21 protein-coding genes and 1 pseudogene are annotated in these 21,057 nt (G+C 66.4%); 9 read left to right on the forward strand and 13 right to left on the reverse strand.

The window, feature by feature from the left end; all coding sequences use genetic code 11:
- The first annotated feature begins 14 nt into the window (after positions 1–14).
- Positions 15–515, forward strand: coding sequence for a hypothetical protein (locus ACAM49_RS15700; RefSeq protein ID WP_369636239.1), 501 nt, complete (start codon positions 15–17; stop codon positions 513–515).
- On the opposite strand, the gene ACAM49_RS15705 is transcribed toward ACAM49_RS15700, so the two are convergent.
- The 5 genes from ACAM49_RS15705 to ACAM49_RS15725 all read right to left on the reverse strand — a co-directional run bounded on the left by ACAM49_RS15705 (position 505) and on the right by ACAM49_RS15725 (position 5,124).
- Entirely contained in the window at positions 505–1,212 is a 708-nt protein-coding gene (locus ACAM49_RS15705) for a DUF998 domain-containing protein (RefSeq protein ID WP_369636240.1), read from the reverse strand. The genes ACAM49_RS15700 and ACAM49_RS15705 overlap by 11 nt on opposite strands.
- Positions 1,213–1,406: 194 nt before the next feature.
- Positions 1,407–2,501, reverse strand: a complete 1,095-nt coding sequence (locus tag ACAM49_RS15710) for a sensor histidine kinase (RefSeq protein WP_369636241.1) — start codon at positions 2,499–2,501, stop codon at positions 1,407–1,409.
- Positions 2,501–3,169, reverse strand: a complete 669-nt coding sequence (locus ACAM49_RS15715; protein ID WP_369636242.1) for a response regulator — start codon at positions 3,167–3,169, stop codon at positions 2,501–2,503. Before ACAM49_RS15715 ends, ACAM49_RS15710 begins: the two co-directional genes overlap by 1 nt.
- Before the next feature lie 79 nt (positions 3,170–3,248).
- Positions 3,249–3,878, reverse strand: a complete 630-nt coding sequence (locus ACAM49_RS15720) for an MspA family porin (protein WP_369636243.1) — start codon at positions 3,876–3,878, stop codon at positions 3,249–3,251.
- A gap of 151 nt (positions 3,879–4,029) precedes the next feature.
- Positions 4,030–5,124 carry a sensor histidine kinase gene (locus ACAM49_RS15725; protein ID WP_369636244.1) on the reverse strand — a complete coding sequence of 365 codons (1,095 nt, stop codon included), beginning with the start codon at positions 5,122–5,124 and terminating at the stop codon, positions 4,030–4,032.
- A gap of 393 nt (positions 5,125–5,517) precedes the next feature.
- Here ACAM49_RS15725 and ACAM49_RS15730 point away from each other — a divergent pair, with 393 nt between their 5' ends.
- Entirely contained in the window at positions 5,518–6,708 is a 1,191-nt protein-coding gene (locus tag ACAM49_RS15730; RefSeq protein WP_369636245.1) for a DUF418 domain-containing protein, read from the forward strand.
- A gap of 104 nt (positions 6,709–6,812) precedes the next feature.
- The gene (locus ACAM49_RS15735) at positions 6,813–8,054 is read left to right on the forward strand and encodes a DUF418 domain-containing protein (protein ID WP_369636246.1); all 1,242 of its coding nucleotides are present in this window, start codon (positions 6,813–6,815) and stop codon (positions 8,052–8,054) included.
- Positions 8,055–8,312: 258 nt separating this feature from the next.
- Here the strand turns inward: ACAM49_RS15735 and ACAM49_RS15740 are convergent, their stop codons facing one another.
- A complete protein-coding gene (locus ACAM49_RS15740) occupies positions 8,313–10,070 on the reverse strand; it encodes an ABC transporter ATP-binding protein (RefSeq protein WP_369636247.1) in 1,758 nt (585 codons plus the stop codon).
- A 1,134-nt stretch (positions 10,071–11,204) separates the two neighbouring features.
- On the opposite strand from ACAM49_RS15740, the gene ACAM49_RS15745 reads away from it, so the two are divergent.
- Entirely contained in the window at positions 11,205–11,408 is a 204-nt protein-coding gene (locus tag ACAM49_RS15745; protein ID WP_040808910.1) for a cold-shock protein, read from the forward strand.
- Positions 11,409–12,177: 769 nt separating this feature from the next.
- Positions 12,178–12,321: a hypothetical protein gene (locus tag ACAM49_RS15750; protein ID WP_369636248.1), complete on the forward strand. Its 144-nt coding sequence runs from the start codon at positions 12,178–12,180 to the stop codon at positions 12,319–12,321.
- A gap of 75 nt (positions 12,322–12,396) precedes the next feature.
- Here ACAM49_RS15750 and ACAM49_RS15755 read toward each other — a convergent pair.
- The 4 genes and pseudogenes from ACAM49_RS15755 to ACAM49_RS15770 form a co-directional block, all read right to left on the reverse strand.
- A pseudogene (locus ACAM49_RS15755) lies at positions 12,397–13,377 on the reverse strand (RNA polymerase sigma factor); the annotation flags it as partial.
- Positions 13,378–13,581: 204 nt separating this feature from the next.
- Positions 13,582–14,316 (reverse strand): GAF and ANTAR domain-containing protein, encoded by a 735-nt coding sequence (locus tag ACAM49_RS15760; RefSeq protein ID WP_369636249.1) that lies wholly within the window; start codon positions 14,314–14,316, stop codon positions 13,582–13,584.
- Between the two features lie 42 nt (positions 14,317–14,358).
- Positions 14,359–15,084 carry a GAF and ANTAR domain-containing protein gene (locus ACAM49_RS15765; RefSeq protein WP_369636250.1) on the reverse strand — a complete coding sequence of 242 codons (726 nt, stop codon included), beginning with the start codon at positions 15,082–15,084 and terminating at the stop codon, positions 14,359–14,361.
- A gap of 282 nt (positions 15,085–15,366) precedes the next feature.
- Positions 15,367–16,095 carry a TetR/AcrR family transcriptional regulator C-terminal domain-containing protein gene (locus ACAM49_RS15770; RefSeq protein ID WP_369636251.1) on the reverse strand — a complete coding sequence of 243 codons (729 nt, stop codon included), beginning with the start codon at positions 16,093–16,095 and terminating at the stop codon, positions 15,367–15,369.
- 309 nt (positions 16,096–16,404) lie between these two features.
- Here ACAM49_RS15770 and ACAM49_RS15775 point away from each other — a divergent pair, with 309 nt between their 5' ends.
- Positions 16,405–16,854, forward strand: a complete 450-nt coding sequence (locus ACAM49_RS15775) for a DUF5994 family protein (RefSeq protein WP_369636257.1) — start codon at positions 16,405–16,407, stop codon at positions 16,852–16,854.
- A 52-nt stretch (positions 16,855–16,906) separates the two neighbouring features.
- Here ACAM49_RS15775 and ACAM49_RS15780 read toward each other — a convergent pair whose 3' ends face one another.
- A complete protein-coding gene (locus ACAM49_RS15780) occupies positions 16,907–17,296 on the reverse strand; it encodes a DUF5994 family protein (protein ID WP_369636252.1) in 390 nt (129 codons plus the stop codon).
- A gap of 249 nt (positions 17,297–17,545) precedes the next feature.
- On the opposite strand from ACAM49_RS15780, the gene ACAM49_RS15785 reads away from it, so the two are divergent.
- On the forward strand, positions 17,546–18,349 hold the full coding sequence (locus ACAM49_RS15785) for a transglutaminase family protein (protein ID WP_369636253.1): 804 nt from the start codon (positions 17,546–17,548) through the stop codon (positions 18,347–18,349).
- A gap of 340 nt (positions 18,350–18,689) precedes the next feature.
- Positions 18,690–19,172: a pyridoxamine 5'-phosphate oxidase family protein gene (locus ACAM49_RS15790; RefSeq protein WP_369636254.1), complete on the forward strand. Its 483-nt coding sequence runs from the start codon at positions 18,690–18,692 to the stop codon at positions 19,170–19,172.
- A 47-nt stretch (positions 19,173–19,219) separates the two neighbouring features.
- On the opposite strand, the gene ACAM49_RS15795 is transcribed toward ACAM49_RS15790, so the two are convergent.
- On the reverse strand, positions 19,220–19,627 hold the full coding sequence (locus tag ACAM49_RS15795) for a hypothetical protein (RefSeq protein ID WP_369636255.1): 408 nt from the start codon (positions 19,625–19,627) through the stop codon (positions 19,220–19,222).
- A 204-nt stretch (positions 19,628–19,831) separates the two neighbouring features.
- On the opposite strand from ACAM49_RS15795, the gene ACAM49_RS15800 reads away from it, so the two are divergent.
- On the forward strand, positions 19,832–20,197 hold the full coding sequence (locus ACAM49_RS15800) for a hypothetical protein (protein ID WP_369636256.1): 366 nt from the start codon (positions 19,832–19,834) through the stop codon (positions 20,195–20,197).
- 529 nt (positions 20,198–20,726) lie between these two features.
- On the opposite strand, the gene ACAM49_RS15805 is transcribed toward ACAM49_RS15800, so the two are convergent.
- Positions 20,727–20,957, reverse strand: coding sequence for a DUF3039 domain-containing protein (locus ACAM49_RS15805; protein ID WP_369636258.1), 231 nt, complete (start codon positions 20,955–20,957; stop codon positions 20,727–20,729).
- Positions 20,958–21,057: the final 100 nt, after the last annotated feature.

Consider the following 21,057-nt stretch of genomic DNA (forward strand, 5'->3'; position numbering starts at 1 on the left):
TACACTCCGCGACCGTGCAGCTACAGGCAAACGACATCTATGGCGGCGTCGTCGGGACGGTGCTGGCCAGCGTCATCGTCGCGGCGATGCCGCTGGGCCAGAGCCCTCTCCACTCCGCGCTGTGGGTGGGCGTCAGCGTGGCCATCGCCGCGATCACCCGCAGCTACGGCCAGCACGTCTCCACCCACAGCATCGACTCGCAGTCGGGCTTCTGGCTGGACCTGGGCCGCAATCTTCTCACCGGCATCCCCCTCGTGATCGCCTGTGTCCCCACGATTCTCCTGCTGGTCCTGGCTCACCTGCGGCAGTGGCCCGACGACATCGTCCAGCCCGACGGCTCGGTGACCTCCGGCTTCACCACCTGGACCATGGTTTTGAACATGATCCTGCTCTTCGTCTGGGGCGTTCTGGCCGCCCGCAGCGGTGGCTACACCCGCTGGCGAGCCGCCGCGATCGGCGTGGGCAACACCGCGCTCGGCCTGGCCGTATTCATGGTCAACATTCTCATTCGGTAGCGCCGCCCCACGTGTTATCGGAGAAGAGCGCGACAGCGAAGGCGATCATCCACAGCGAGATCGAGCCAACCTGCACGCGCTGGGCAATACCGAGCGCGAACTGCCCGGACAGGTTGTCGCCCACCAGCATCCACAGCGTCGCCAGTATGCCGACCACCAGTGCGGCGAACCCGGCCGTCCGGACCACGGGCCAGCATCCGGATCGACGAGCGAATCCGGTGAGGACGAAAGCGGCGACCGCGATCGAGGTGACGGCGAGGGTGCTGGTTAACGCGTGCGGCTGATGCAGCTGCGGAAACAACTCGCGACCCGCGCCGCAGATCCGTCCCGGCGGGCAGGCGCGCAGCGGCAACAGCGCATCGGCGATCGTGGCGGCGCCGAAGCACAGCAGCGCCAGCCAGCCGACCGTGGTCCACGACCGCCACGGCCCGCGCACCAGCCCGCACACCGCGGCGAACGCGACCATCGCCCCGGCGATCTGCTCTGCCGTCGCGAAGACGCGGCGGTGTGGCTTGCCCTCGGCATAGAGCTCGCTCAGGAACGAGTTCGCCGGATCCACACCGGCGTTCAGGACGTTCTCGAGTACCCAGGAGCTGTAGCAGATTCCGGCGACGAGCAATGCCGCGGCCGCCAGCCGCATGGCGATCGAGGGGTGGCGGCCGGTCTCGACACCGGTGGCGTCCTGGTCAGCGGACATACCGAACGAGTCCGATCACCTTGCGCATCAACCACTCCCGCGGCTCCAGGCCATCGGCCGAGTCGACAGTTATCGATCCAGCGTGGGTCGGGACCTGTTGCCTCCGGTATCCGCCACACGGCTGGTCCGAACCCGCCACCCGGCGGGAATTTCAGGTCCGCGAAGGAGTCGGGCATCGCCGGTGGCCGAGCCGGTCACGAACGCGGCAACCGCAATTCGACACAGAAGCCGCCGTCCGCGGTTGGGCCGCTGAGAAATTGGCCGTTCAGCAGTTCCGCTCGTTCGGTCAATCCGACCAGACCGTGGCCCGAGCCGGGCAGCGGCAGCGCGCTGCGGGTGGGCGGCGTATTGGTGATGACCACGCCCAGCAGGTCCGCGTCCGACCACAGCCGGACCTCGGCGGTGGCGCCCGGGGCATGCTTGCGGACGTTGGTCAGGGCTTCCTGGACCGTGCGGTAGAGGGCGCGCTGGGCCGCGCCGGTGACGTCGGCGGGCAGGGTGCCGTCGAATTCGACTGCGATGCCGCTGGATTCGACCAGCTTGCGCAGATCCGCCAGCGTCGGCTGAGGTGTCAGTTCGGTAGCGCGACTGCCGGAGGCGCGCAGCAGCGTCACCAGATGCCGCAGTTCCTCGAGGGTGGTCACGCTCAGGCCACGGATGGTGCGGGCCGCCTCCCGGGTATCGGTGTCGGGAGCCGAGACCATCAGCGCCCCGGCACGCACCGCGATCAGGCTGACCTGATGGGAAACCACATCGTGCATCTCACGCCCGATCTGGGCGCGTTCGCGGGCCAGCACCGCTTGGGCGTGCAACCGGCGTTCGTGGTCACGCGCCTCCTCGATCTCGACCAGCCGCCGCGCGAGTTCGTCACGGGTGCGCACCAATTGGCCGAACAGCACCGGCGCGGCCGCCCACGCGATCAGGTACGCCGCGGACACCACGGTGTCGGTGCTCGACACGTACTCCATGAACGGAAACGCGAACGCGGCGGCAGTCGCGGTCACCACCGCGCACACAATGGGCACCCAACGGTTGCCGGACTGCTTCGCCACCGTGTACAGCGCGACGGCCGGGGCCACGACCAGGTCGGTCAGCGCGGCCGCGGGCAGCGTCAGCACGAACACCGCCAGCGGCCAGCGCCGCCGCAACAGCAGTGCGGCACAGGCGATCACGGCCATGATCACGTCCTCGGGCTCGAGGTGCCCGCTGCCGAGCCAGGCGTCCAACGCCGCGAGCACGACCAACGCGATATCGATCACCCGCTGCGGCGGCCGCCACGTGCGCGGCATTACCGCTCCGGATCGCACTCGGTGAGCAGGCCCGCGCGCTGCGCCACGAGCGCCGCCTGCACCCGACTACCGACGCGCAGCTTGGTCAAGATGGCACTGACATGATCCTTGACCGTGCCGACACTGAGAAAGATCCGTTGTCCGATCTCCGCGTTGGACAGCCCCTCGGCCAGCAGCACGAGCACGTCACGTTCCCGGTCGGTGAGCGCCCCGACCCGCGCGACCTCGGCGTCGGTGGCCGCCACCCGGCCCAGCGCGTTGTCCGCGTGCAGCAGCGTCGCGGCCGCTTTCGGCGACATGACCACTCCCCCGGCGGCCAGCGTGCGCACCAATTGTGGCAACTGTTCGGGTTCGGTGTCCTTGAGCAGGAATCCCGCTGCGCCGGAACGCAATGCGGTGACGATGTACTCGTCGGTGTCGAAGGTGGTGAGCATCGCCACCACCGGCGGCTCGGGCATTGCCCGCAGCTGACCCAGTACCGTCAGCCCGTCCACGTCGGGCATGCGGATGTCCAGCAGCACCACATCCGGGCGCTGCTCGGCGATCAGCTCGACTGCCCCGCCGCCGGAGCTCGTCCCCACCACCTCGACATCGGGAGACGCGCCCAGGATGAGCTCGAACCCCGAGCGCACCAACGCCTCGTCATCGACGATCACCACTCGAATCACAGAAGACCTGCTTCACTGTCGCGTTCGGAATTGCTCACCACGTGCCAGAACAGGCATGACGGTACCGGGATCGGGATCATCACAGCTGCATGGCGTCACCGTAAACGGTGATGTTGTTGTCGGCGGTCGGCGTGGAGATCGCCGCGGTGGCGAACGAGCGCAGGCTGACCGGGCCCGCGCAGGCGTCGACCTTGACCTGGACCTGCTCGGCGGTGATCGACGCCCGGGCCTCGGTCAGGGGTTTGGTGCCGAGGGTGACGGTCTCGATGGTTCCGGGCTTGATCGTGGTGGAGACGTTCGGAGTCACCGAGGCCGAGACGCCGGGCGGCTTGGTGAACGAGATGCCGACGCTCGCACCGAGCGTGGCGCCGACACCCAGCACGACACCGCTGGAAACGTCCACCGCGCAGCCGATCTGATAGCCCAGGGTGACGGTGCCGGAGGTGGGGCGCTGCGCGCCGTTGCCGGTGAGCTCCGCGGTGGCTTTCACCGAGACGAAACCCTCACGGCTGACCGGAGAATTGGCCAGGCTCGGCCAGCGGTCGAGGTTCTCACCGGATTTGGTGATCGTCAGGGTCCAGCCGTCGTCGGTCACCGTCTGACGGGATTTGTCGGTCACTGCCTGGGCACCGGCGGTGCCGGCGCCCACCACCAGTGCGATCAGCAGGGTGCCGACACAGATGTGCGCTGTTCGTGCGTTTATCGCCACTTCGATCCATTCGCTTTCACCAGGGTTTCGCCTCGGTGGTATGCACCGGACGTCGTCAATTCTGTTGTGCCCGTGGTTGTTCGGGAATCCACCGGATGGATGCTCACGCCCCGCCCGGTGGCGGGACGCAGGCCCGCCGAACGACCGTCACTCAGGTGCGGGGCAGCCGCAGTTCGACACGGAAGCCACCCGCTTCGGTACTGCCGCAGCGCAACTGCCCCTTCAGCAGCTCGGCTCGCTCGGCCAATCCGAGCAGACCGTGCCCGGACCCTGGCAACGACAACGCGCCACGAGTCGGCGGCGCATTGGTGACGACCACACCGAACCACTCAGCGTCCGACCACAGCCGGACATCAGCGCTCGCACCCGGGGCGTGCTTGCGGACATTGGTCAACGCCTCCTGCACCGTCCGATAGATCGCACGCTGCGCCGCACCGGAAACGTCGTCGGGCAACGTCCCCGCGAACACGACGGCGATACCGCTGGCGTCGATCAGCGCCCGCAGATCCGCCAGGGTCGGCTGGGGCGTCAATTCCGTGGCCCGGCCACCCGAAGCTCGCAACAGCGTCACCAGATTTCGCAATTCGTCCAGCGTCGAGACACTCAATCCCCGAATCTGACGCGCGGCCTCGCGGGTCTGCGCATCGGTCGTCGCGACGGCCAACGCCCCGGCCCGCACCGCGATCAGGCTGACCTGATGCGACACCACATCGTGCATCTCCCGGCCGATCTGTGCCCGTTCCCGCGCCAGCACCGCCTGCGCGTGCAGGTCGCGCTCGTGATCGCGTGCCTCCTCGATTTCGACCAAACGCCGCGCGAGCTCGTCGCGGGTGCGCATCAACAGACCGAACAGCACCGGCGCGGCGGCCCACGCGGCGGTGAACGCGAGATACACCACGGCATCGGCGTGCGAACCGAACCCTTCGAGCGGCCACGATGACGCCACCGTCGACGCCAGTGCGACCGCGGCCGCGCACCCGAAGACCACCCGCCGATCGGGAGACTGCCTGCCGACGGTGTACAGGGCGATGGCGGGGGCGACGATCAGCCCGGTCAACGCCACCGGCAAGGTGAACAGAAACACCGCGACCGGCCATTGGCGCCGCAATAGCAGTGCGGCACAGGCGATCACCGCGATCGCCAACGCGCCACGATCCAGATAGGCCTTCCCGAACACCGCGTCGGCTACCGCGACGGCTACCGCGACCGAATCAACGGCCCACCGCCGCGGCTCAGCCCGCGCCAACAGCCGTGTTCCGCCGCCGAGGCTCACCACGGGTCGTTCACTCCGGGACGCGGCCGGGTGCCCGCAGGCACGGAATTCTTGTCGTTCACCCTGGCGACGGTATGGGCCAGCCGACGAGGCGACCATCCGCCGATCGGCGGGAACCGACCCGTCCAGAGTCCGGCAGTGCGCCGGTTCGCCGCGCAGGTAGCCAACGCGTCCGCGCCAGCCACTCGACGGGCCGATTCCGGCCCCTCGGCGGGTGGCTGAGGTGGCGGGCCGCTCGTAGGTTGACCCGGAAGTTTGTCCATCCGGGAACCCGGCCGATCAGTGGGCCGTGCCGACCACCGCCCGCCGCGGATCACGAATTCGATTCCGGCGGGTGGTTAATTCGATTCAAGGGAGCGATATTTCATGCCGGACAAGGCGGATTCGCCGATTGCCGCGCCCGATACCGCCCGCCGCATCGACGAGCTCGACATCCTGCGCGGGTTCGCGCTGTACGGGATCGTCGTGGTCAATACGCTCGTCGTGTCGGCGATGTTCGCTCCCGGGGACGGAATCGGCCAGCGGCCGACGGGGTCGGGCAGCGTCGTGGACCGCATCTGCGGCGGATTGGAACAGGCACTGTTCGAGGGCAAGTTCTACCTGCTGTTCGCGTTCCTGTTCGGCTACTCGTTCACCTTGCAGATAGCCGCTGCCGAGCGGGCCGGAGTGCGGCCGGTGCCGCGACTGCTGCGCCGCAGCGCCGCACTGTTCCTGGTCGGCGTCGCGCATCTGACGCTGCTCTGGCTGGGCGACATCCTCACCCTGTACGCCGTGTTGTGCGTAATCCTGGTGGCGGTACGCAAGATTCGTGCCCGCACCGCGTTCCTGACCGGCTTGCTGCTGTACGCCGCGTTCACGCTGCTGCCTCCCGAGCTGATCGTCAAGAGCGGCGCGGCGAACGCCCCCCGCACCGACGTCGGCTTCACCGGTGGCGTCGCCGAAACCCTCGCCTCGCAGGTGTCCGCGGCCCCGCATTTCATGCTGCAGATCTGGCAGTACCAGGGCGTACCCGCGCTGGGCATGTTCCTCATCGGACTCGCGGCGGGCAAACAGCGGGTCTTCGAGAATCCAGAACTGCTGCGCCCCTGGATACCTCGCGCGCTGGCCCTGGGATTAGGTGTCGGCGGAACGGTTTCGCTGGTGTCGTTCGTCACGTCGCTGGCCGGTGTCCGGCTGCCCGCGTTCTGGCCGACACTGCAGTCGCTGTCGAGCCCCTTGCTGACCCTCGGTTATATAGCGGGCCTGGTGTGGCTGACCCGCTCCGCGTACGCCGACACGGTGGCCCGCTTGGCCCCGGCCGGGCGAATGGCGGCGTCCAACTACATCGGGCAATCGGTGGTGTGCATGCTCATCTACTCCGGATACGGTCTGGCCCTGGCAGGCCAGGTACCGACCGCGGGCATCATCGCGATCGCCACGGCGACCTTCGCCGCACAAGTCTGGTTCAGCGCATGGTGGCTGCGCCGCCACCTCTACGGCCCGGTCGAATGGGTACTGCGCGCCGCGACCAATCTCGCGGTCCCGCCGTGGCGTCGGCCTGCGCCGCGCCTTCGGTAACGCGCGAACCCGTCGGCATCGGCCGCACGGCCCGCCGATCGGCGGGGCGGAAACCGAAACCTGCCGGATGGTGTTCCCCCCGCCACGGCCGTGACGCTGGATTAATGACCTCGACACAGCCGCCACAGGAGACATCGCCTCCTCCGACCCCGCCCGGACACACCGAATCGGCTCCGCCCGGTCCCTCGACGGGGCGGCTGGTCGGGATCGATCTGGCTCGGGCGCTGGCCGTCTTCGGCATGTACACCGTCCACGTCGGCCCAGAATTGTCGTCCACGCACGGTGTCGGCAGCTGGATCCGATACTTGGTCGACGGCCGCTCCTCGATCCTGTTCGCCACCCTGGCCGGGTTCTCGCTGGTGCTGATCGCCGGACGCCGACAGCCGAAGACCGGTCGGGCGGGCCGACAGGCCAAGGCCCGCATCGCGATTCGCGCCTTGGTCCTCATCGCACTGGGCACGGTGATGACGATGTTCTACGGGGATGTGGTGATCCTCGCCTTCTACGGCGTGTACTTCCTGCTCGCCCTGCCGCTGGCCAAGTACAGCGCCAAGACGCTCGCGATCATCGCGGCCGCGCTCGCGCTGATCACCCCGCAGCTGGCGTTCGTCCTGCGATCACTGCTCACCGAGCCGGTCCGGCACGCCATCAACGCCCACGACCCGCTCGAAAAGCTCAGCAGCGTAGGCGTTCTCGACCTGCTGCTCACCGGCATGTACCCGACCATCACCTGGCTGCCGTTCATCATCGCCGGCATGGCGCTAGCCCGCCTCGACCTGGCCTTCCCCGCGGTGCAGGCGCGCGTGGCCACCCTCGGCGCCGGCCTCACCCTGCTCGGATACGGCCTGTCCCGGCTGCTCGGCGGACCGAACGCGCTGGGCAGCACCGCCGAATCCGGGCCGCCTCCCGGGGCCGGCGGGAAGATGCCGCCGGGCGCGGGCAGCGAGGCGTTCCTCCCTCAGGGCTCGGCTTCGTCGCTGTTGCTGGCCGGACCGCACAGCGGCACCACCTTCGACATCGTCGGCAGCGTCGGCTTCGCGATCCTGGTGATCGTGGCCGCCACCGCCGCCATGGCCCGCCTCCCGCGACTGCGCCGCCTGGCCACCCCGATCATCGCCGTCGGCACCATGTCCCTGACCGCCTACGTCGGCCATTTCGTCGCGATGTCCGCCTTCACCCTGGCGCCCAACGGATCCTACGGCCCGCCCCAGCCTTCCTGGACACCGCTGCTGCTGTTGATCCTCGGAGCCATGGTGTTCGCGACGATCTGGTCCCGATTCTTCCGGCGCGGCCCACTCGAATACCTGCTCAACGCGGCCACCAAGCCCGCCAAGTACATCCGCTGAGATCCTCGTCCGGGCGAGACTCGCATCTCGCCCGGACGCCCGGCATGACACCCCTCCTCCTATTACGTTGAAAGCCAACAGCCCCAACATGATCGGTATCATCCCCTCGCCCCAGCCAGCCGACCGCCACTGACCCGGCGCACATCGGCGAACCCCGCCGAGAGGCGGGCTAATCGGATGGCGGCAGACCGGTGCCCGTGCCACCGGATACGGTGGGCACCGGGTGAATTCAGTCCGGCGCGGGTGCCCACCGCTACGTCAGTGCATTCCGGCCTGTTCCTCGATTCGAAGCGCGCTCACCAGTTCGCCGTACAGCTCATCGGTGTCGACCAGCTCGGCGTGCGAGCCCTGGGCGCGAATACGGCCGTCTTGCAGCACCACGATGTGGTCGGCGTCGACGACCGTCGAAAGCCGGTGCGCCACAGTGATAACCGTGCTCACCTGTGCTCGTTCGCGGATGCACTCGTGGATCGCGGCTTCGGTGAGACCGTCGGCGTGGGCGGTCGCCTCATCGAGCAGCAGCACATCGGGTGCGCCGAGTAGTGCCCGGGCGACAGCGATGCGCTGGCGTTGACCGCTGGACACCGACGACGAGCTCAGCGGTGTGTCCAGACCGTGTTCCTGCGCGGCGATCACCTCCTCCAGCCGGGTGGCCCGAACGACCGCGAGGAGGTCCTGTTCGGAGGCTTCGGGGCAGGAGTAGAGCAGGTTCTCCCGGATGGTTCCGGGAACCACCGGGGTGTCCTGTTCCACGTAGGCCAGCCGCGCCCGCACTCCGGCATGCCCGTATTCGGAGTAGGGCCGACCGTGCAGCAGCAGTGCCCCTTGTCGCGGTTCCAGGAAACGCAGGATCAGCGACAGCAGCGTGGTCTTGCCCGAGCCGGACGGCCCCACGATCGCGATGTGCCCGCGACTCGGCACGACCAGATCGATATCGCGCAGTACGGGCGCTTCCCTTCCTACGTAACCGGCTGTGACACCGCACAATTCGAGCGCCGCACCCGTACCGGAACCGATCGGCCGAGCGATTCCGGTTGCGTCGGAGTCGGTTTCGATCTCCAACTGCTCCATCTCCCGGATCCGTCCGGCCGCCGCGATGCCGCTCTGCAACTCCATCACATGTTGTCCCAGCCCGGTCACCGGTTCGATCAGCGCGAACGCATACAGCAGGAACGCGATCAGGCTCGACAACGCGAGCGCGCCGTGCCCGACCCGCCACGCGCCGAAGGCCAGGATCACGATGATCGCGACCTCCACACCCGTCCAGGTGAACCCCGCGGCGATCGCCTCGCGGCGCACCGCCCGCAGGGCGTGCCCGGTCGATGCCTCGGCATCGGCGATGATTCGCTCGGACTGGCGCTGCTCGGCACGGCTGGACTTCACCGTGCGAATCGCGTGCAACGCCCCTTCCAGGGCGCCGCCGACCAGACCCAGGCGCTGCTGTGCCCGCTGACGTTCGGCGGCCACACCCGGCATCAATGCCAGGAACAGCACGCCCACGACGGCCACCGCCGCGATCGTGGCCGCGAACAGCGCCACATCCAGCGCCGCCATCATCACCAGCGTGCCGACCAGCATCACGGTGCCGTTGACCAAACCGATCAGACTCGACGAGGTCGCCTCGTGCAACAGCACCGTGTCAGAGGTGACACGGGTAACCAGCTCACCCACCGGTCGTCGCTGCAGCGAGGGCACCGTCGCCCGAAAATATCGGCGCACCAAGGACTTCCGGGCATCAAGCACGACCCGCTCGCCGACCGTGCCCAGCAGAATCCATTCCAGACACCGCACCAGTGCAGCGAACACCGACAGCACCAGCAATGTCGCGACAGGCGTCACCAGCGAGGCACGCGCCCCCACCGCATCGAGCACCCACTTCGCGATCATGGGCGTCGCCAGACCCGCAGCCGCGCTCAGCACCGCGAGCACACAGCCGATGACGAGCACGCCACGATGCGGGGCAATAAACGACCACAGCAGACGAAGCCGCGCGAAACGCGGCGGCGATTCCTTCATATTCTCGACCGTAAATTTCCGATGGCCACACACCAATGCCACCAGCGAATTCCCAGCCATTCGACCGGGGTTTTCCGGCCACCCGGCGGTGCGGACCCGGCCACCCGGTCGGGTATGTACCGACCACCGCCGAGATCGCACCGGTGTCGACGGGCGTCCGCAGGGGGAGGATCCACGGACGCCCGTCTTCTCCGGCGCTCTGCCGAGCGCGGCCGGATCACCGCTGTCCGGTTTGCGGCGACCCCGAACTGTGCCTGACTCACAGCGCACTCCTGATCCTGCGGACCCGGGGTTCCCGGAGGAACCCGCCGAGCGGCGGTTTCCTCCCCGTCCTGTGGCGGGTACGACCGCAGCCTGCGCGGCATGCAGACCTCGTTCGCGGGAGTGCCACTATCGGCAACTCCGAGCCCCCGAGCCGCCGATTCCCTTCAAAATGACATCAAGATGGCACCCTGCGGCCCAATTCAGCACTGCACAACCCCCTGAACAGCAGAAACAGCCAGCCCTGCGTCATCCACCCACCGATGAAGAAGGACTCGACCGTAGAGGACCCCTCTCGAACCCGCCGAAAGTGGCACTCAAAGTGGCACTTCAGAGGCACAAAACGCCCACCGAGCGGCCAAAATGCCTGGTCCTAGAGCATCACTTTTTCATCATCTCGTAGATCCACCAAGATCGGCCGCTGACCGGGCGATCCTGGCGGGTCTACCATTCTGACCTGGTATTTTCCGATCCCAATGCTTCCGACAACACCCCACTGAAACCCAAGAATTCCCACCGTTTCGACCGCAAAGTGGCACTCAAAATGGCACTGCGGTTCCCACTACATCCCGACATTCCGGGCCGTTGGAAGTCCAAGCACACCTCCACGCCTGGAGAGACGACCAAACTGCCAGAACCGCTGCCCCTTCCGAGTCGCGCGGGTCACGCCGGTTGGGTCAGCGCGGCATGCGGCACGTCAGGACGGAAGCAAGAGCGGACGGGTCCGATCCCGCCACGACAGCACGTCCAGCGGGGTCGCCCTCGACACGCGATGCAGGCGATCGAGATCCCCTGTGGCATAGTCAGCACTCGAGAACGGGCTTCTCACTACGAATTCGCCCGGCTCACTACAGAAAAGAAGTTGCTTTCAACATGGCTCAAGGCAGTGTGAAGTGGTTCAACGGTGAAAAAGGCTTCGGCTTCATCGCCCAGGACGAAGGCGGCCCGGACGTCTTCGTGCATTACTCGGCCGTGAGCGGCGCGGGTTACAAGTCCCTCGACGAGGGCCAGCGTGTCGAGTTCTCGGTCGAGCAGGGCCAGAAGGGCCCCCAAGCCACCGACGTCCGCGCTATCTGATTCCGCGCGATAGGTTCGTGAAGAGCTTCGCACCGAGATCGGTGCGAAGCTTTTTTCATCGGTGCCGAGCCGTCGGCCCGGTCGACGCTGCTGCGCCGAAACCATCGCGGGTATAGCGTTGAGGCACTGGCGATTCCGCGTTTGCCGCCAACCGAGCGGTGTCGGCAACCCTACCCGGCCGGTCGCGGTCAGGCGGGAGCGTCATCATGACGCTGCTCTACCGAATTCGTGGCTCGCTCGCCGCGCTGTCATCGCCGGAAGACAGAAATTTGTCGGCTCGGACGGTGCCATCATCGAACCTGTGGCGGACGAGTTGGTTAGCGTGCAACGCTTTATCCGGGTGCCTGAAAGCGTATTCCTCCCACAGCACCGCCGCCTCGGCCTCGATCGTTGCGAGCCTACGAGCAATCGACGCGAGACGCCGCCGTAGATCGCTCACGAATTCGACACCCGGTTTCCCGTCGTAATCGATGTGATCGCTCCCCGTACTCATATTCGAGGTTTGCCCCTACGGGTCAGCACCGAAACGAGTGGCCACCCGACTCCGCAAGACGCCACGGAGCTGCGTACCGAAACCATCAGCGGGAAACCATATGGGCAGCAATCGATCTCGGAACACCCTCATTTTTCGTAGCACGCGAGGAATCCGTGCAGACGACACGCCCGGAACCGATACGCCCTGCGCTGAAGAGGAACTCGCAGCCGCCGTGGTGGCGTAGGGTCGCGGGTATCGAGGCCGTCGAGGCCTTCCAAACAAAGGACCAACCAGTTGTCCGACAAATCTCCGCGTAGCAAGATGTCCAAGGCTCAGGGCAAGTCCCTGAAGGAAAAACGAGCGGAGAAGAAAGCCAAGTCGACCGAACCGCGGTCCGAGGTCGACGGCTTCGAGCGCAAGGGCAAGAAGCGCGGCTAGAGTCGCGGTGGACCGAGCGAGGACAGCCCTGCAGTTCCCAGGGGTGGGAATCCGATCCGTCCTCGCCGCGGTCGATCAATCGAGGTAGTCGTGCAGCAATCGCGAACGCGAGGGGTGGCGCAGTTTCGACATCGTCTTCTGCTCGATCTGCCGAATCCGCTCCCGGGTGACGCCGTAGATCGCACCGATGTCCTCGAGCGTCCGGGGCCGACCATCACCCAGTCCGTAGCGCAGGCGCATGATACTGGCTTCGCATTCGCTGAGCGTGTCCAACACCGCCCCCAACTGCTCCTGCAACAGAGTGAACGCCACCGCGTCGACCGCGACGACAGCCTCGGAATCCTCGATGAAATCACCGATCTGAGTGCTGCCGTCGTCACCTATCGTCTGATCCAGCGAGATCGGCTCCCGAGAGATCTGCTTGATTTCCATGACCCGCTCGACCGTGATGTCCGGCTCGTCGGCGAGCTCGTCCACGGTGGCCTCCCGGCCCAGCTGCCGGAACAACTCCCGCTGCATCCGCCCGAGCTTGTTGATGATCTCCACCATTGGCGCGGGGATGCGGATGGTCCGGGACCGATCGGCCAGCGCACGTGAAATCGCCTGGCGGATCCACCACGTGGCATACGTCGAGAATTTGAATCCCTTGCTGTAGTCGAACTTTTCGACAGCTCGCACCAAGCCCAGATTGCCCTCTTGGATCAGATCGAGAAACGCCAAACCGTACCCGGCGTACCGCTTGGCGATCGACACCACCAATCGCAGATTTGCCTCCAGCAGATGATCTTTCGCCCGGGCACCGTCCAGCACGATCCAAGCCAGGTCCCGGCGCAACACCTCATCCAGACCCGGCGGCATCTCCGCGTCGGCTCGCAGTTTCTCCGCCGCGTACAGTCCGACCTCGATCCGAACCGACAGATCCACCTCCTCGGCCGCGGACAGCAACGGAACTCGCCCGATCTGCTTCAGATACGCTCGCGTCGAATCCCCGGCGGCACTGAGTTCGGCTTCCTTCCGCGCCCGACGCAGCACGGGGGACTCCTCCTCGTCCCACACATCCGCACCCGGGTCATCGGTCCGTTCGACCGGGTCGCCCATGGATTCTCGATCGTCCATACCGCCTGCGGTCGTCACCACATTCGCCTCTCCGAAAATTCGGGTGGCATCGCGATTCGAAAGCAGGGACCGCAGAGAGGCCTCGAACGAACTCGGCGAATGCCGAGACCGTTGCCAAAGCCTACTGGACAGCGGATTCGGGGGTCAGGGGGCGGATCCGTCGAGGAAGGTCCCGACCTCGGCCGTGCCCTCCACGACGGCGCGGGCGAGGTCGGTCAGGCGCCGATTATTGGCGCGGGCGTAGCCACGCAATTGTCCGAAGGCGGTGTCCATGTCGATGCCGCTGCGTTCCGCGAGCATGCCTTTGGCCTGTTCGATGATGATTCGGGTGTTCAATGCCGTCTGCAGTTGCCGGTTGATTGTTTCCGATCGGGTGGCCGCGCGTTGGTGCAGAATCCCGATGGTGGCGATATCGGCCAGGGCTTGACCGACGAGAACGTCCTTCGCGGACAGCGCTCCGGCGGTGCGGGAGAACAGGTTCAGCGCGCCGATGCGTTCGTCGCGCAGCCGGAGCGGCAGCGCACACACCGCGCGGAACCCGTCCGAGAGGGCACGGCGCGCGAACGCGGGCCACCTGTCGGGCTCCACCGCCAGGTCCTGGACCAGAACGCTGACACCGGTGCGGTAGGCGAGCAGACACGGACCCGCCTCCGACTGCACCTGGAACAGCTCCAGCAGACGAGCCTGCTCGGTGGTCGAGGCGAGCACCTGCAGTCCGTCGCCGGGAGCGGCCACCAGGATTCCGGCGGCGTCGACGGCGAGCAGCCGCGCGCAGTCGTCGACCAGGCGTTGCGCCAGTTCGATCAGGTCATAGTCCGCGACGAGTGTGTCCGCCAGCTCCACGAACGCCTGCACCAGCGGGCCTTCTCGCTCGTTCACGACCGACTCCTCCTACATGTCTGATTCCATATCCGTTGTGGGTCAAGATGTCTCGGGACCGGGACCGAAGCGCAACCGGCGTGCCACCACATCGGCGGCGACCTCGGCCAAGGTGAACCCGCGAGCAAAGGCATGGGCCTGCAGCCGGGAATAGGCATCGCGGACCGGCACCCCCAGCTGCACAGCGACCATCCCACTAGCCTGATGGATCTCTCGGGTGCGAGGAGCAGAACTCCACCACTGCCCCAGCACGAACTCGGCACTCTCGGCGTCGGCGCTTTGATCCGACAGCAGAATCATCGTCACCATCATGGCGACCGAGGACGCCGCCGCCCACTCGATACCATCGAGGAGCCCCGGCTTTTCGCGAAACAGATCCAGTACTCCCAGCCGGACGGCCCCCGCCTGCAGCGGAATCGAATACACCGCCCCGGTTTCACCGGGGGGCATCGCAGCGGCCAACAGCGGCCACCGGTTATGAATCAGCGCCAGATCCTCGACCACGACCACCTCGCCACGCACCGCCGCGTCGATTCCGGGCCCCTGCCCCGCGGTGACCTGCAACGCCTCGAACCGGTCGGCGACCGAATCGCTGGCGCACAACACTTCCCAGCCGATCTCGGTGACGCCCACCGCGATCGCGGCGCGCTGCACCGCCAGCACATCCACACACGCCATCACAATGCGCGACGGACCGACGACCGCGCGTGACACCACCGACAACGCGGCGAGGAACCGCTCCGAACCGACCGGATCGAAGCCGCTCACGACGATCGGCCACTCGCTGTACGCCGACAGAGATTTCGAGCATCAGCCTGGCCGGCCTTCATATCCGACGCCCGCCTGTTCTTGCGGAGCCGACCCCGGAGATGGAGCCGCGCCTCCACGTTAACGGTAGTTCGGGACGGGAGATCAACCGGATGGATTTCCAGGTCCATCGACATGATGGCTTCCAACCCGTGAACATCCCACTATGGAAAGGAAATTCGCATATCCGCACCCGCTGACGTCCAGCGGCTCGGCCTCGAGGCGAACCGGTGGAAGCAGCGGTCATTCTTCCAAGCTGGGCAGGGTCGCTGCCAGACCGGTGAGCAGAATGTCGAGGCCACGTTCGAGTTCGGTGGCGCCGTCGTAGGCCGCCAGCACCGGCGCCAGCTCGCGTACCAGAGGGAACTCCTCGATCGAGAGTCGATACAACCCCAGGCGCAGCACCTCATCGGTTTCCTCGGGCCGCTCCACGATCTCCTGCAGCTCGTTGAGCACGTGCCCGTAGAGAAACCCGAACAGCGCACGGTAGACATGCAGCGCATCGGCACCGGAAAACCCTGCGCGAGTGAGCAATTCCAGGATCCCCTCCAGCGGGCGAACCACCGCGGGAGGCCGCTGTCCCAACGGCGTGGCCAGCGGCCGCGTCACCAACAGCGGCACCACTCGGGGATGCGCCAGCGCCAGCTCGCGGAATTCGCGGGCGACCACCCGCAATTGCGCGGCCCAGTCCGCGGCGGCAGTGTCGACGGATAGTCGATCGAAGACGATCTCGGCCACTCCGTCCAGCACCGCCGCCTTGTTCGACACATGCCGATAGATCACCATCGGATCCCGCCCGACCGCCTCGGCCAGCCGCCGCATCGACAACCCGTCGACCCCGTCTCGATCGACGATCTCGAGGGCGGTATTCAGCACCACCGCCCGGGTGATCGGCGCGTCCCGGCGTGCGCCGGGCCCTGACCGCCGGTTCGCCGATCGCGAATTTCTGTGATTGGCAGGCTGTTCGGCCATTCCGAATGCCCTCCGTCCGAATGAGATCCCCAATGGTCGCCCGAGTGCAGAGCTACAGCGTTGACGGGCGGCCGCACCCGTCGCCTGTTTGCGCGTCCGGTCGTCATGAGGCGCGAGTAGGATGTCTACAGTGTAGGTCAACGTCTCGTTCGGTCAGCGTAGGCGCAACCTGCCCGGAGATCCGGCCGCTGACGGCCGAGACAGGACAAACCGCGCATCATGACGACGCAACCGATACCCACACCGCACTCGACCCGCGCCGGCCTCGACGCCCAACCCGCGCGGAGGATGCCGATGCCGCGAGTGCTGATGAAGCGGTGGGCTCCGAAAACCGGTTACGTAGACGGCGGCTGGTGGCCCTATTCCAATGACCTCATGACCGAGCTTCCCGGCCTGATCACCACTGTCGCTGCGCACTTCGGGCCGGTCCTGCGGGTCGCGTACTACCTGACCGATTGGGACACGCCGACCCGTGCGCTCAGCGTGGCCGGAAAGCCGGTACGGCTCGATTGGCGCGGGTACTCTCCCGCACACACCGTCGAACTGAGCGGATTGCGTGGCCACAGGCTCGTAGTCCTGGTGGTACCACCCGAGACCTCCGCGACCGATGCGTGCTCGGCGATAACCGCCGCCGCCACGACCAACGGCACACCGACGGTGAACGACCTGTTGCGAACCGGTAATCGGTGCCGGCGCGAACGCACGGAGCGGCGGACGGCCGCGCGCCGCTGGGCCGATCGCACCACAACCCCCAACTGACTCGGCCCGGACCTGGACTCATCGGTCCCGTCGTGAACACCGCGCAGGCCAACTAATCGTTGGGCAGCGGTTGCCCTGCTGCCCAACGCATATGGGTCGCGGCAAGAGTGGGCTCGGTATCCGCCGCGACCACGAGCAGAGCTATCCGTGTGCCCCGCGATCCGAGCAGGTGCATGATGCCGCCCACGCACCCGCCGGGGTCTCGGTACGCACCGAGGGCGTCGAAGGCCGATCCCACAGCAGCCCAATCGAATCCGACCCGAACCAGCTGCCCCAGCACCGGACCGATCGCCTCGATCACCTCGTGCAGCTCGGTCATGGGATCCGCGGTTCGCGGCCACCAGGCGCCCTCGATGGGTCCGGCCCCGGCATCGTTCGCGCGCAGCAGCAGCCGCGGCGGGCATTGCGCGGCGGCGGGCATCGGGGCGGAAGCGACGATCACGAGGACGTACCGCGCCCGTGCGTGCACCGTCGCGCGAAAACCGGAGAGAAAGTTGCCGAATCCTGTCGCGTCACCGTCGACGCTCCCGTCTCGGGTCCCGTATTCGCCCCGATTCCGCGGAGCCACCGCCGACCCGAATGACCCGACATGAGGTTCGCTCCGCGGATGCCAGCCTACACTTGCGTGCCCTCAACACAGCGGGATCTCCCGGATACCCTGGACTGCTGCGTATTCTGCGAGGATCAGGGGATGAAGCGTGACGTCTCCGCCCATCTCGACGTCGCAGTCCTGTCCCCCGCAACGCTCGAGCTGCAGATCGCCGTCGCCTGGCAGCCAGGGATCGACCTGGCCGAATCGATGGTCCTCACGCTCGACGGACAAGCGATCATGCCCCGCGAGGTCAACGGCCCCCACGGCAGCCGAATCCACGTATTCGATTCCGGCGCGGGCAATCTGCTGGTGGATTATCGCGCCACCGTCCTGGGCACGGCACCGCCGCAAGATGCCTCGGACTACGACCGCACGGCATATCTGCGGCCTAGCCGATTCGCCGAGTCGGACCGGCTGCTCGGCTTCGCCTCATCCGAATTCGGTTGCGGGATAAATGATCCTGCCATGCCCGCCCGGATCTCATCGTGGGTCGCCCGCCGCATCCGCTATGTCGCGGGCAGCAGCACCCCCGTCGACGGCGCCGTGGAGACATTGTTGTCCGGCACCGGGGTGTGCCGTGATTACTCGCATCTGGCGGTCGCACTCGTGCGGGCCGTGGGGATACCGGCCCGGGTCGCCTCGGTGTACGCGCCCGGCTGCTTCCCCATGGACTTCCATTCGGTGACCGAAGCGTGGGTGGACGGAACCTGGCAAGCATTCGATCCGACCATGCTCGCCCCACGCTCGACCCTCGTCCGCATCGCCACCGGCCGCGACGCCTCCGACATCGCCTTCCTCTCCCATCGTGGAGGCGACATCAACCTCAACACCGTTTGGGTCAGCGCAACCGTGGACGGCCCTCTCCCGACCGACGACATCGGGCAACCGACCACGATCAACTGAGCTCAACCACCGGCCGACCGCCCAGCTCAGCGGAACCTGGACGCCGAAAAGGCTCGCCAACGGCGGCACCAGACCCGTCGTCGCCGACGCCGACGCCCTGTGTCATCGCGTCACCCACGCCAACTGGCCCGGTCGGCGATTCGCTGCCCGACCACCTTTGTAAGCCCAACCCCAGCCGCCGCCGATAGATGAGTGATGCGCTACGAATCTCGCTCTGTCCGTGCGCTTCCGGACGAAATGGACCGAAGGGCGTGGTTGTGGTTTGCTGCCCCGGAAGGTAGGGAACCCCGACGCCATCAGCCGCACGTCACGATTTCGTGACTATCGGAGGGCGTCCACGATGATCTACAAGCCTGAGCCCGAATCCAACAGCAATCTGATGGTGCGCAGGTCCGGGGTGAGAGAGCCGGAGCCGTTGGAGGCGCGTGCGCTGCCCGACGCCGAATGCCTGCGACTGCTGGCGCAGGCCAGGTTCGGCCGGATCGCGTACTCGCGGTACGCATTACCGGCCATCCGGCCGGTCAACCATCTCATCGACGAGGAAATGATCATTGTCGGCACCGGTGCGGGCGTCGGCATTCCGCAGTATCAGCAAGTCGTCGCCTACGAGGCCGATTCCCTCGACCCCGACTCCCAACAGGGCTGGTGTGTGATCGTCACCGGCACCGCCGAACAGATCACCGACCCAAACCAACTCGCGCACTATCACCAACTGCTGCAGCCACGACTGCCCGGCGGCCAGGAAAAGGTCCTCTGCATACACCCCGAAGTCATCACCGGCGTCGAATACCTCCCAGCCCCCGATCACTGGCCATCACAATGAGCAGCTTGCCCGCCGCCCGGACCCGGACGAAGTGATTCCACGGAAGGTCAGGTAGCTTCGCATGACCGGTCGGCCAGCATCGTCGTGAATGCGGCGTACTCATGCGGGGGAACGCAGATCTGCCTGTGCGGCAAGGGAAGTAGCCCATCGGGATGTCGATCATTGGGGGTGACAACAGCGCAGTGGAGTTCGCCTGCGGGGTCATGATGGCCGGCGATCCAGGCATGCATGTCGGGCGAATCGAGGCTGGGTAAGGTCGTCACGGCGGTGGCCCAATCCAATCCCGTTTCCGTGATCGCCGCCGCGGAAATAGTCACGACCACAGCGTCGGTGGTATGCCAGCAGCCCATTACCCGTCTGCCCTTCTCGGCGGCCACTGGGGAAGACGGCCCGTAGATGTGTGGACTGGGTTCGGCAGCGGTGAAGCTATTCATCCCATCGTAGATGAAAATCATTGGCACGAAGTGTTTGCGCCTACACCGCTGAGGGTGACACCGGGTATAGCGTGGACACAGTGGTGATTGCCTTCACGCCGCCAATCCGGCGACGCCCCTCACCCAGCTAACCCGACCGGTCACGCGGTCAGACGGGAGCGTCGCCATGACGCTGCTCCACAAGGTTCGCTGTCTGTCCACTCCCCCGACCCCCGGAGATGGAAGATGAGCACCCCCAACGAGACCGGCGCCCCATGGCGGGCACGGCCGAGCATGGCGCGGGCAGTCACCGTAAGCGAACTCACCGACGATGACGTCGGTGTGACGACCTTTCTGACGCTCGGAGATGATCTCGTACGAAACCTGCTGGACGTACTGCAGCGCCTCGACCGGCTACGTGGCATTCTCGAGGACACCAAATCCACACTGCTGCAAGTCGATTCGGCCACCGTCGATGTGCGCGAGCTGGTCGCCACACTGGAAACCGACCTCCGTAGCGCCAATACCAGCATGCTCGCCATCGCCAGCAATTGGCTCATGTCCTCCGCGACGCGCCGCGGGCCCCTCACGATCCGGTCCGTACCCCACTGACGACCGCCGTCACTCCTGCCTCCAGGCCACCGGCCATGCCATGATTCCGCCACGGCCAGAACAAAACTCGGCTGCAACCTGGCCCGGAAGGTCGCCGCCAACGCTGCGCCCATGTTGAGGGGGTAGGTGCTCGGTCCGGCGCGCCGCGAATCCCGCAGACGGGTGACCGATCACGAGTTTCCGCCTCTGTCGGCTGGTCCTCACACCATCGGTGTCGAGGCGATCGTTGTCGGGGCCTACGACGGTGAAGGCGTCGTCGCAGCCATCCGCAGGTGAGCGGAAGGCTGGTCGACCACAGTCGGGGCCGCCGACCCGTCAAAACAGCACCAAACTGACACTTTGCGACCCACCCAGCAGTGCACAAGCATCCTGACCAGCAGAAACAGTCATTCCTTAGTCATCCACCCACCGATGAAGAAGGACTCAACACCAACGGGCCACTCTCGAACCGGCTGAAAGTTGCACCCAAAGTGGCACTTCACAGCCATAAAACGCCCACAGAGCAGCCAAAATGCCTGGTCCTAGAGCATCACTTCTTCATCATCTCGTAGATCCGCTTGCAGTCCGGGCAGACCGGGGAGCCGGGCTTGGCGGAGCGGGTCACCGGGAAGACCTCGCCGCAGAGGGCTACGACGTGGGTGCCCATGACGGCGCTCTCGGCGATCTTGTTCTTCTTGACGTAGTGGAAGACCTTGGGAGTGTCGTTGTCGGTCGACTCGTCCACGGTCTCGTCGGGACGTACCAGGGTGTCTGCGCTCACCTGATCCATGATGCCAGGGTCGGGTCGGGCGCTCAGCGGAAGGTCGGGGCGGGGCTCGACGAGGGCGGGCGTGTGCATCCGACGCTGCGTAGTGGAAGAC

The sequence above is a fragment of the Nocardia sp. JMUB6875 genome, assembly GCF_041154655.1.
GTDB lineage: Bacteria > Actinomycetota > Actinomycetes > Mycobacteriales > Mycobacteriaceae > Nocardia.

Excerpts from the sequence above, each read along its gene's own strand:
- ACAM49_RS15705 (WP_369636240.1), bottom strand. The coding sequence starts at position 1,212 with ATGTCCGCTGACCAGGACGCCACCGGTGTCGAGACCGGCCGCCACCCC.
- ACAM49_RS15710 (WP_369636241.1), bottom strand. The coding sequence starts at position 2,501 with ATGCCGCGCACGTGGCGGCCGCCGCAGCGGGTGATCGATATCGCGTTG.
- ACAM49_RS15740 (WP_369636247.1), bottom strand. The coding sequence starts at position 10,070 with ATGAAGGAATCGCCGCCGCGTTTCGCGCGGCTTCGTCTGCTGTGGTCG.
- ACAM49_RS15800 (WP_369636256.1), top strand. The coding sequence starts at position 19,832 with ATGAGCACCCCCAACGAGACCGGCGCCCCATGGCGGGCACGGCCGAGC.
- ACAM49_RS15745 (WP_040808910.1), top strand. The coding sequence starts at position 11,205 with ATGGCTCAAGGCAGTGTGAAGTGGTTCAACGGTGAAAAAGGCTTCGGC.
- ACAM49_RS15790 (WP_369636254.1), top strand. The coding sequence starts at position 18,690 with ATGATCTACAAGCCTGAGCCCGAATCCAACAGCAATCTGATGGTGCGC.
- ACAM49_RS15770 (WP_369636251.1), bottom strand. The coding sequence starts at position 16,095 with ATGGCCGAACAGCCTGCCAATCACAGAAATTCGCGATCGGCGAACCGG.
- ACAM49_RS15775 (WP_369636257.1), top strand. The coding sequence starts at position 16,405 with ATGAAGCGGTGGGCTCCGAAAACCGGTTACGTAGACGGCGGCTGGTGG.
- ACAM49_RS15735 (WP_369636246.1), top strand. The coding sequence starts at position 6,813 with ATGACCTCGACACAGCCGCCACAGGAGACATCGCCTCCTCCGACCCCG.
- ACAM49_RS15795 (WP_369636255.1), bottom strand. The coding sequence starts at position 19,627 with ATGATTTTCATCTACGATGGGATGAATAGCTTCACCGCTGCCGAACCC.
- ACAM49_RS15785 (WP_369636253.1), top strand. The coding sequence starts at position 17,546 with ATGAAGCGTGACGTCTCCGCCCATCTCGACGTCGCAGTCCTGTCCCCC.
- ACAM49_RS15730 (WP_369636245.1), top strand. The coding sequence starts at position 5,518 with ATGCCGGACAAGGCGGATTCGCCGATTGCCGCGCCCGATACCGCCCGC.